Annotated in this window: 9 protein-coding genes; 4 read left to right on the forward strand and 5 right to left on the reverse strand. The window is 62.7% G+C overall.

What is annotated here, in order from left to right; genetic code table 11:
• Positions 1-295 precede the first annotated feature (295 nt).
• From ACWDUA_RS15600 to ACWDUA_RS15615, 4 genes are all read left to right on the forward strand, one after another.
• Positions 296-1351 (forward strand): hypothetical protein, encoded by a 1056-nt coding sequence (locus tag ACWDUA_RS15600; RefSeq protein ID WP_449751901.1) that lies wholly within the window; start codon positions 296-298, stop codon positions 1349-1351.
• 25 nt (positions 1352-1376) lie between these two features.
• The gene (locus ACWDUA_RS15605) at positions 1377-1949 is read left to right on the forward strand and encodes an SMI1/KNR4 family protein (protein ID WP_449751902.1); all 573 of its coding nucleotides are present in this window, start codon (positions 1377-1379) and stop codon (positions 1947-1949) included.
• 452 nt (positions 1950-2401) lie between these two features.
• Positions 2402-3169: an SDR family NAD(P)-dependent oxidoreductase gene (locus ACWDUA_RS15610; protein WP_449751903.1), complete on the forward strand. Its 768-nt coding sequence runs from the start codon at positions 2402-2404 to the stop codon at positions 3167-3169.
• Between the two features lie 56 nt (positions 3170-3225).
• Positions 3226-3978 (forward strand): SDR family NAD(P)-dependent oxidoreductase, encoded by a 753-nt coding sequence (locus ACWDUA_RS15615; RefSeq protein ID WP_449751904.1) that lies wholly within the window; start codon positions 3226-3228, stop codon positions 3976-3978.
• A 200-nt stretch (positions 3979-4178) separates the two neighbouring features.
• Here the strand turns inward: ACWDUA_RS15615 and ACWDUA_RS15620 are convergent, their stop codons facing one another.
• The 5 genes from ACWDUA_RS15620 to ACWDUA_RS15640 all read right to left on the reverse strand — a co-directional run.
• Entirely contained in the window at positions 4179-4484 is a 306-nt protein-coding gene (locus ACWDUA_RS15620; RefSeq protein WP_449751905.1) for an EthD family reductase, read from the reverse strand.
• 135 nt (positions 4485-4619) lie between these two features.
• A complete protein-coding gene (locus ACWDUA_RS15625; RefSeq protein ID WP_449751906.1) occupies positions 4620-5684 on the reverse strand; it encodes an alpha/beta fold hydrolase in 1065 nt (354 codons plus the stop codon).
• 38 nt (positions 5685-5722) lie between these two features.
• Entirely contained in the window at positions 5723-7372 is a 1650-nt protein-coding gene (locus ACWDUA_RS15630; protein ID WP_449751907.1) for a flavin-containing monooxygenase, read from the reverse strand.
• A 156-nt stretch (positions 7373-7528) separates the two neighbouring features.
• Positions 7529-9211 (reverse strand): sigma-54-dependent Fis family transcriptional regulator, encoded by a 1683-nt coding sequence (locus ACWDUA_RS15635; RefSeq protein ID WP_449751908.1) that lies wholly within the window; start codon positions 9209-9211, stop codon positions 7529-7531.
• Between the two features lie 285 nt (positions 9212-9496).
• On the reverse strand, positions 9497-9980 hold a 484-nt coding region (locus tag ACWDUA_RS15640), incomplete at its 5' end, for an IS5 family transposase (RefSeq protein WP_449751909.1).

Here is a 9980-nt window from a genome sequence, read left to right on the forward strand (position 1 = left end):
TCCGTGACAGCTCCGTCGATGCCGACGACCACCACACCTGGTTCTGCTGGTGGACCGAACATGAACGCCCACGGTGCCACCGACATCCCCGAGCCCGGGACCACTCCGATCGTCCCGGTCCCGGGTAGCTCGACGACCCCGCCACCGTCGGCCAGCAACCCCGCGACGACCACTGCAGTGGCCGGCACCGGCGCCGTCGATCGCGCCGACCGCGGTACGCACCGTCCATATTCCGACCGCATTGGCTGGCCAAGACATTGTGCTGCGGCTGCCCGCCGACACTGCCCGGACGGCGTTGCGGGTCGCGATGATGGGCCAGACCCAGATCATCGAGGTCACGCGCCTTCAGGCGGGGGCGCCCACCCGTTTCGAGTTCACGGCGACACTCCCGTTCGGGACGCGGTGGCATCGACTGACCTCGGCGGCCATGGCATTGGAAACCCTCACCGGTCAGCGGGTCGCGTTGCTCACCAACACCTTCGGCTACACCGACACAGGGGAGTCAGCCGGGTTCACCCTCACCAACTCCGGAACCACCCTGATCGGGACGTTCACCCGCCCCGGGACATCATTGCCGACGATCGGCGACATCCTCGCCCCCGCCAAACACAACGCCTGCTGCGGATCCGGAAACAACGGTGGACCCACCGTCGACGACCAAACGTTGAAAACCCGGACTACCGATGCGGCGATCGCCAAATGCCGCATCATGGAACTCGGGTTGAGCCCCTCCGAGATCCAGTCGTTGAAGGAACAAATGTGGTCCGGGGACGACGGCATGGTCAAACAGAACCAGCTCGGCGCCTCCACCGACCAGATCGCCTCCCAGGGCTGCACCCGGGTCCTGCCCACGCTGCGCGAGATCATGATCCGCAACTTCTCACAGCGATTCTCCGACACCACAACCGAGTGTTCGCAAAACTCAATCGGACCACGCTGCGAAGGCGTCGTCGCTGTATGCCCACCGAGAGGCACCGGCGAAACCTACCGGTCAGAGGTACGTGACTACGTTCTCAGAGTGAACCAAACGATTCCCGCGCAGGGCTACTGGACTCGCACACCGGTACCAAGACCCCTACGGAACGCCGCAAGCAGGGCCGCATCGAACTACCGTGAGAGCCTACGCAGTATCAACCCCACCGAATACAATCGCTACCAGGGCAAAGATGTTGGTCACGTCCCCGACACAGCGTGGACCGGAGTGGCGACCACCGGGAACTGGATGCCTCTGACACCAACGGTGAATCAGTCGATCGGAGGACAGGCCACCGGCTACCCGATCGGCTACCGTGCACGTCTGTTCATCAGCGGCTCCTGGGTGGACGGCAGATGCATGCCGACAGGCGCATGACGGCACGAGGAAACGGAAACCAACCATGAGCGGGCTACAAACCCTTGTCGAAGCAATCACAGCAGCCGCGACGGCCTTGCATGCCCGTGACGTGGCCGCCCACCCAGAGAATCCCGATCTGTGGACACCGAACCCAACACTGTTCTCACCGGCAACCGAGGAACAGATCAGTACCGTCGAACAGCACCTCGGAAAGTATCTTGACCCCCTCCATCGCGAGTTGCTAGCTATCACCGATGGCTGGCACCACTACAACGGCTGGCAGAGCTTCCTCGGCAGCGATGACTACCTCACCCGGCCACAATTCGTCGGGTCCGGATCTAGCTGGGATGAACTGTGTGACGCCAACTGGGCGTTCTGGGATGCCGCAGACGCGCCGGTGCGTCATCCGCTCCCTGCCGACCACACAACACTGATCCCCATCGCGTTACCAGAAGAGGGCTATGGAGCGGTCAGCAGCAGCATCGTCGCCGGCAGCCCAAGAACAGCACCGGGACCGGTCTTTACCTCGGGGGCAGGACTCGCCGAGAGCTTCGACTCGCTCAACGACTACCTGACAGCAGAACTCGACAGCCTCAATCAACAACTAGACCGATGACAACACTCGAGCCCGACGAGGTCTGAGCCTCCCCAGTGTAAGTGGACACCCGAGATAGCGGGACGACGGACCAGTGACCTGCGAGGAACTCGCGCGGCCGATCCTGACAGACCTCATCCACACGCAACTGGAACTCCATCAGCGGCTCGTGGATGCAGGAATCTACCTGCACGCGCCGTCATCGCTGCACCCGCCAGCCACCCCGGGACAGATCGCAGCAGCATCTCAATGATCGTCCCAATCTGGGACAGAACGGTGGCGTGATGCCGACCACACTCGTGGGGTGTTGTGAGACGCGAAGTATCCGGCTCGGTAGTGTGCACCCGCCAGGTCATCCGATCGGCGCCTGCGAGGCGCGGTGAGCCGGTGAGGCTTCCTGAAAGCGCGGTACAGCACATCATGCTGCGCGCGGCGGCATGGTCGGAATCACGGATCAGCAAGGAGATGCTGTCATGAGCACACTCGAAGGAAGAGTCGCTGTCGTCACCGGGGGTGCAGGAGGAATAGGGAAGTCGACCGCGGAGGCGCTCCTCGAAGCGGGTGCGTCGGTCGTGCTCGCTGATCGCGATGAGGCGGCCCTCACCGAGGTGCTCGGGCAGATCTCCCACGACAAGGCGAGCTATGTGGTCACCGACGTCACCGATGATGGGCAGGTCAAGCGTCTGATCGAGTCCACCGTCGAATCTCACGGCCACATCGATTCGGTGTTTGCCAACGCCGGAGTCGAGGGTCAGATCGCTCCGGTCGTCGAGTATTCGATGGAGATCTTCGACAGGGTAATCAGTGTCAACATCAGAGGCGTCTTCTCCACCCTCAAACACAGCATCCCGGCTCTCGCGGCGACCGGTGGCGGCAGCATCGTGATCACCTCGTCCATCGCGGGACTCCAGGGATTCGCCGGTCTCTCAGCATATGTGACGTCCAAGCACGCGGTCGTCGGAATGATGCGGGCGGCGGTTCTGGAATGTGATGACAACGGAGTGCGGATCAACACCGTGCATCCGTCTCCCATCAACACGCGGATGATGCGGTCGATCGAGCTCGGTGCGGTTCCCGACGATCCGGCGGCCGCCGTGTCCTCATTCGAAGCGCAGATTCCGATGGGCCGATACGGCGAGCCACGGGAAGTCGCGGAGCTCATGCGCTTCCTCGCCGGCGATGAGAGTCGATTCATCACGGGATCGACAATTTCTGTCGATGGTGGAATGTCCGTCGGCTGAGTCGTCCAGATCAATCGACTGGATGTTGTTGCTTTTCTTGAAAGGGGAGTACTTCTGTGTCACGACTTACTGGGAAGGTGGCGGTGATCACCGGCGCCGGGGGCGGTCTGGGATCTGCAATAGCGTATCGCTATGCCGCCGAAGGGGCATCGGTGGCGCTCGTGGACCTTCAGGCTCCGCGGTCCCTCGCGTCGAGCATCGGTGCCACTGCACTGGCCGTGGAATGCGATGTCACCGATGAGTCGGCTGTTGCCGACGCACTCGCGCTCACGGCAGACACATTCGGCTCGCTCGATGTGGTCATCAACAATGCCGGCATCGAAGGGCCAAATAAGCCCACCGATGAGTTGAGTCTCGATGAGTGGAACAAGGTCATGTCCGTCAACGCCACCTCGGTGTTCCTCGTGACCAAGCATGCGGTGCCGCATCTGCGAAAAGCCGGTGGAGGCAGCATCATCAACGTATCGTCGATCTACGGTTTGGTCGGTGGCGGCGACATTCCTCCCTACCACGCATCCAAAGGCGCGGTTCGGTTGATGAGCAAGAACGATGCGCTCATCTACGCGCCGGACAACATCCGGGTCAACTCCATCCATCCGGGCTTCATCCTGACCGAGATGGTGCACCGCTACGTCGCCGACAGCGGCCTGGAATTCGACGCTGCCGCGCAGGCGCTGAACGACGCACATCCGCTCAAGACCGGATATCCCGACGACATTGCTTGGGGAGCAGTGTATCTCGGATCGGACGAGGCGCGCTGGGTCACTGGTAGCGAGCTGGTCATCGATGGAGGATACACCGCGCGTTAGTCGTAGGCGTCGAACCGGTCGACCTCTCACCCCACGGTGGGAGGTCGACCGGCTTTCGTGTCGGGGTGCTCCCGTCGGAGTCGTGGAATCCTCGGTCTCAGAGATGACATGCAGAGGTCGTCTCGATCTCGGATCGGAACGCTAAGCGCCCGCGGGAGTCCCGAGGGATCCTCGCGGGCGAGAACGTCTTTCAGAGTGGGCTACTGGAGTAGATCGCTGATCACGGTGGTCGATGCTCCGCCGGTGGCGAAGTTCGGGATGTCGGCCACGGCAGCCTGACCTTGCGGTGATCCCAGACCCGCCTGCAGCGCCTCCATGGTGCCGAACTCCAGTACGGCCACCAGATGGTGCTCGGGGCGGGAGCCATCGGGTGACGCGCAATGTCCGGCGCGCCAGCGAGTCACACCGGGAATCTGGTCCGCGAGCTCGCGATGGGTGGTGGTGTAGTAGGTGTCGAAGGCGGCGGGGTCGGCGGGGTGTCCGTACGAGACGATCAGGGCAGGCATCGGGAAAGATCCTCTGGTCACAGGGTTGACAGTGCGGTGAAGGCTAAGCACCCGGGTGCGAGGTACCGCATCGGTGTCGCGCCCGGGTGCTTCGATGATGGCAGATGTGCCGAAGTGAGAGTTGGATTTTGGCGACTACACCTCGATCGCGAGGAGGTCGCCGAGGTGCTGATCCACCTGCTGCATGTACGTCGGTGCAATACCGAAGAGACCGAGATGTCCCAGAACGTCGTCGATGACGCGGAGTTCGCTGCCGGGGATCAGCTCCTGCTCTGGGGCGCAGTCGCGGACCGGGAACAGTTGATCCTCGTTGATCGGCATGACGAAGGTCTTCGCGGTGATGCGGCCCAGCGCCGCACCTAGATCACCGCCGGTGTGACGTGCGACGTCTCCGTGCTGCCATGCCCACGACTGGGTGAGCAGGTCATTGGGATCCATGGCGGTGAACACCGGATCCAAGAAGTCGGCGAGGAACTGTTCCTTGCTCTGGAACTCGAGGGCCCGGTACACCTCCTGCTTCCAGAACTCCGTCGAGAAGCCCTTGATGGCCCAGATGTGCGACATCCGGGTGAGGCCGTCGAGCACCTCCGCGTTGGTGGAGTACTCGCCGTTGCTCCACCCGGGGTCGGACATGAGCTGCTCGCGGATGACCTGGGCGATCAGGTAGTCGTCGGGCGTGTTCTGGGCGGTTCCGGCGATCGGTGCGGCGCGGCGTACCTTGTCCGGGAAACGCACGGCCCACTCGTAGGTTTGCTGGGCGCCCATGGAGCCACCGACCACCAGGGCCAGCGTCTCGATTCCGTAGTGCTCGCGCAGCAGGCGTTCCTGGGCAATCACGTTGTCGCCGATGCGCACCCTGGGGAACTTCGACATCGAGATGGCGGCGTTGGCTCCGTCGGCGTTGTGCGGGGAGGTGGAGAGGCCGCTACCGATCTGATTGACGACGATGATGAAGTACTTGTCAGGATTCAGCGCGTGATCCGGACCGATGTAGACGTCGCGCCAGGTGACGTGCGTGCCGGAGAACCAGGTCGGGATCAGGATGGCATTGTCCTTGGCGGCGTTGAGATCACCGAAGGTTGCCACTGCGAGCTCGCAGTCGGGAATGATCTCGCCTTCCTCGAGGTGCAGCTCGCCGATGCTGATGAGTTCGTACTCCCCCTGGAACTCAGGGGTGTAAAAGGGATTGTGAATGGCCATGTCAAGCTCCTTGCGCGGTGGTCTGGTGAACAGACGGATCAGGCGAACTGGAAACCGGGATAGCCTTGCTCGGCGTTCTCGTCCGCGCGCTGCCGGAAGTCGGCCGCTCCCAAATAGGAGAGCACCCGGCCGCGCGGCTTGCCGTCGACGTTCGCGCCGTTGTACCACGAGTTGGTCTTGGCGATGAGGGTCGCTTGGGTGACCTCGTCGTGATGGCGGACCCACGCTTCCTCGGCGCTCGCGCTGGGCTCCACCACACGGTGACCATTGTCGCGCATGTGGGTGATCAGGCCGGTGATCCATTCGGTTTGCTGTTGCAGGCAGGTGGGCATGTTGCACAACGCCGCCGAGGGCGCCAGCGGGATGCCCGTGGTGAGGAGATTGGGGTAGCCGTGAATCATGAAGCCCATGGTGGAGCGGATCTCTCGACCCCAGTCGTCGGCGAGTGAGCGCCCGTCGCGGCCGGTGGGATCGAGTTGGGTGAGAGCGCCGCTGCCCGCGTCGAATCCGGTGGCCATGATGATGATGTCGACCTCGTGTACGGTTCCATCCTCGAGCTCGATGCCGCTCTCGACGATGCGCGTGATCGGATTCTCCCGCACGCCGACTGCTTCGACGTTGCTGCGGTGGAAGGTCTCGTAGTATCCGTTCTCAAGGGGTACTCGATGAGTGCCGAAGCCGAAGTCTCCTGGCTGCGGTACGAGAAGTGAGATCAGTTCGGGATCCTTCAGGCGTGCTTCGATCCTGCCCCGCACGAAGTCGGAGATCTGGGTGTTGATGTCGGGATCGACGAACATCGAGAGATACGAGCCGATCCACAACTTCAACGAGCCGTCGTCGTAGCACTCCTCGAGGAGCTGCTGACGCTCCGCGGGGGAACGGTCGGCCCATTCCTTGGTGGTGTAGTCGTACTCGAATCCCACAACGGTCGTCTTGACCGTGTCGCGCAGCTGCTCGAATTTGTCGTGGTAGGCCTGCACGTCTTCGGCGGTATAGATGGGGTTCTTCATCGGCAAGGTGAACTGTGGCGTGCGAATGAACACCTTGAGCTGGTCCACCTCGGGCGCGATCGTCTGGATCACCTGGATGCCGGTGGCCCCGGTTCCGATCACGGCAACGCGCTTGCCCGCCAGTTCGACGCCGTCCTTCGGCCATCGAGACGTGTGGAAGATGTTGCCCTGGAATGATTCCTGTCCTTCGAACACCTTCGTCAGCGGAGCCGAGAGCATGCCCGCACACGACACGAGGAACTGTGTATCGAAGGTCCGACCGCTGTTGGTGCGCACGGTCCAGCGCCCGACGCCCTCGTCGTACTCCGCGCTCACGATCCGCGTGGAGAAGAGGATGTCGTCACGAACACCCAGCCGATCGGTGACGTAGTGAAACCACTCCTCGATCTCGCTCTGATCGGGGAACTTCTTGCTCCAGCCCCAACCCTTGTAGAGATCCTCGTCGAACATGTACTGGTAGATGTAGCCTTCGGAGTCGAAGCGAGCTCCGGGATACCGATTCCAAAACCAGGTGCCGCCAACGTCATCCGCGTCATCACACGCCAGCACATCGAGTCCGGCCTGCTTGAGCTGGTAGGTCTGATAGATCCCGCTGACGCCAGCGCCGATGACGAGTGCGTCGAGCCTCGTCACCGAATCGGCGGGTTTGGTATCAATTGCATTGTCGGTCAGAGTCATTCCCGATTCCTTCGCTCGAAGTGGTGGCTGGTCCCGAAGTGATCTGCACACCCTGTGTTGTCTGTCACTCGAACACAGTGTGGTGCCTGGCAACACCCTCGGCTGTCCTACCCTGGGACACCTCGTGTCCCGATGGCATCGGCTCAGGTCGGATCGTCAGAACTGAATACCAAAGGAATCCATTTTCCGATACAGCGAGGAACGCGAGATGCCCAGCAGCTTGGCTGCTTTCACCCGATTTCCGGCACACTCGCGTAGCGCTGCCACAATAGCGTCGCGTTCGGCGCCCTCCATGGCAGTCATGGTTCGTCGCGGTGCCGAACTGAGTGCCGCGGGGAGAGCCGCCGCGCCGATTCGTCCGGCCGGCGTGGATCGGAGGCCGTCTTTGACGACGTCGACCAGCTCGGCGGTGTTGCCGGGCCAGTGATACTTCTTCAGAATCCGCATGGCATCGTCGGTGACGTCGTCCTCGCGTTGCGGCGCAATCTGTCTCATGTGCATACGCACGATCTCGGGGATGTCGTCGGGGTGATGGCGCAGCGCCGGAAGATCGATCGTCGTGGAGAACTGACGCGCCAGGATCGATGTCAGCAGATCGCCGCTGCTCGAGGAAGTAGCCACGATCCACCGGGCGGGATACGTACGCTGATCGGTCGATACAAGGTCGGCCAGCGTGGCATCGTCGTCCGCAGTGAGCCTGTCGATGTGTCGGAAGATGATGGTCGTCGCCGACGATGACACCGCATCGACCGCCCGGCTACCCAGACCCTGGGGATCGTCACAGTCGACGGTCGCGACGGGTGCCTGCGGGTTCCGGTGGAGGTGTGCGCCGCGGGCGAGTGCCGTCTTGCCGGTGCCGCTCTCGCCCCGGAGTAACGCGTTGGCGTCATTGGCCGCGCACGACATCAGTTCCCGACTGCATCGCGTCCACTGCGCGGAGTGGCCCACGACTCCAGGCAGTGCCGGCATGCCCCGATCCACCGCCACGTGCCGGACCGCTCGCGCGGAATGTTCCACCTCGAGGACTACCCCTGCGACTTCCGGCCCGTCCTCGACGATCTTGCGTTTGACGGCAATGGTGGCACCAGAAGGCAGATCGAGAGTGAGGTGTGTGACGCGGGACGGAGAAAGCAGTGTATGTGCTTCCTCTCGGAGAAAGGCCTCGTCAATGGGGTCGAGAAGACGCGATCCACTCGTGTTGGACATGAAGACACCGCAACTGAGCGAGTAGACGGCTGCATGCCGACGCCGACACGTTGCCAAGAACTCGCCCAGTACGAGCTGCTGTTTGGCCGACCCGGTGGCCCGGAGGGCCGACTCGATGTCGCGCGCCGCCCCGAGTGCGAGATGCCGCATTAGGGGGTTGGCCTCACTCGCCAGGCTGGTGATGTCGATGAGTCCTTCCACACGCCCGGTGATCGGGTTGTGGATGGGCGCGCCCGCGCATGTGAAGTCGACGATCGCCTCATGGAAGTGCTGACGTCCGTCGACATAGACGGCTGCGCCCACCTCCAGGGCGGTACCCACCCCGTTGGTCCCGATCACTTCCTCCGGATAGCTGAATCCGGGTGCGAAGCAGACGCGGTCGAGCCTGGCGGCTAGGGCGGGGTCGTTGTCGCGCCGAAGCATCACCTGGGCGTGTTCGTCGGTCAGCGCAACGCTGAGCGACATACCCGACAAGTCGTCATGGAGGCGATCGAGGACGGGGGAGGCGCACTGGACCAACCGCCGCCTCAGATCGAGATCCTCGATGAACTCGAGTCGCGGCGGATTCGATCGGTCGGGAACAACGCCCGCCTCCCGAGAGCGCTCCCACGACTGCGCGATCAGATTCGACATGTGGTTCGAGCGGGTCGCTGAGGGGTCGGTCATCACGAGACGCAGTCACGAACGAACATTCATCACTCCTCCGCGTCGTCGTTCCGTCATGTCGAGCCGGAACCCACTCCAGTGTGTCCTACATCACCATCGGCGGGTGTCCCAAAGTGGGACATGCAGGGCCACACTGGCATGGAGGGTCCATTGAGTAGGGCGCCAAGGCTTTGGCCGAAGGTCATCCGATGTTGCTGTTCTACGTGGGCTGCTTATCAGTAAGTACATCGGGGTGTTCCCGACTGTCCGCGACTAGGGCGTGTCTCCCAACTGTTGCAACCAGTTGAGGATGGCGTTGAGAGTCACCCCGGCCCGGTAGGTGATGGCGAGTTTGTCGTAGCGGGTGGCCAGTCCTCGCCATTGCTTGGACCAGGAGAAGGATCGTTCGACGACGTTGCGGTCCTTGTAGAGTTCAGCGTCGAATGCCGGTGGTCGGCCACCATTGCTGCCACGCTTCTTACGAGCGTTGATCTGGCTGGACTTCTCCGGGATCACCGCCCGGATACTCCTCTCGCGCAGCATCTCTCGATTGACGCCGGTCGCATACGCCTTATCGGCCAGGACCGCGTCCGGACGAGTCCGCGGCCGACCGGCACCGACGCGTGGAACGTAGATGTCGGCGAGGACCTCGGCGAGCATCGCACCGTCGTTGCGTTGGCCGCCGGTCACGATGTTGACCAACGGGCGCCCCTTCCCGTCCACGGCCCGATGAATCGTGGTGGTCAACCCACCACGC

The organism is Gordonia sp. NPDC003376 (genome assembly GCF_053589235.1).